Origin of the sequence: Xanthomonas sp. SHU 199 (genome assembly GCF_000364665.1) — a bacterium.
GTDB lineage: Bacteria > Pseudomonadota > Gammaproteobacteria > Xanthomonadales > Xanthomonadaceae > Xanthomonas_A > Xanthomonas_A sontii.
On sequence record NZ_AQOI01000880.1, the window covers coordinates 1 to 758 of the forward strand.

Sequence of the window (758 nt, forward strand, 5' to 3'; positions counted from 1 at the left end):
CTGCGCCTGCTGCGCGTGCTCGACCGCCACCAGGCCGCGCTGGCCGAGCCGATGCAGCCGGCGCAGTGGCGCGAAGTGCTGCTGGGCCTGCTCGAGGCGCTGCTGCCGCAGAGTCCGTCGGCGCCGCGCCAGCAGCGCGCGCTGGAGCGGTTGCGCGCGCTGATCGACCAGTTCGCGCGCGATGCCTCCCGCGCCGACTATGCCGAGGCGGTACCGGCCGAGGTGGTGCGTGCGCACTTCGCCGCGGTGCTGGGCGAATCGGACACGCGTGCGCCGCTGCTCACCGGCGGCATCAGCTTCGGCCGCATGGTGCCGATGCGGCTGCTGCCGTTCCGGGTCATCTGCCTGCTGGGCATGAACGATGGCGACTTCCCGCGCCGCGATCCGGCCGCCGGGCTCAACCGCCTCACCGCCGAACTGGGCACCACCCGCCGCCGCCACGGCGACCGTTCGACGCGCGAGGACGACCGCTTCCTGTTCCTGCAGCTGTTCGCCTCGGCGCAGGAGGTGTTCTACCTGAGCTACCTGGGCGCCGACGCGCGCGACGGCAGCGTGCGCGAACCCTCGCCGCTGGTCGGCGAACTGCTGGCCTGCGCCGCCCAGTACCACGCCGATCCGGGCGCGGCCACGGCGCTGGTCGTGCGGCATCCGCTGCAGCCGTTCGCCGCCGCCGCGTTCGGCGCCACCGGTGCCGAGGCCGCCGATCCGCGCCGGTTCAGCTACCGACGGCAGTGGCGGCCGGCGGTGGACAGCCTGGT

1 pseudogene is annotated in these 758 nt (G+C 74.7%); it reads left to right on the forward strand.

Going from position 1 to position 758, the window contains the following annotated elements:
- Window positions 1-758, forward strand: a pseudogene (locus tag D183_RS25935) (exodeoxyribonuclease V subunit gamma); the annotation flags it as partial.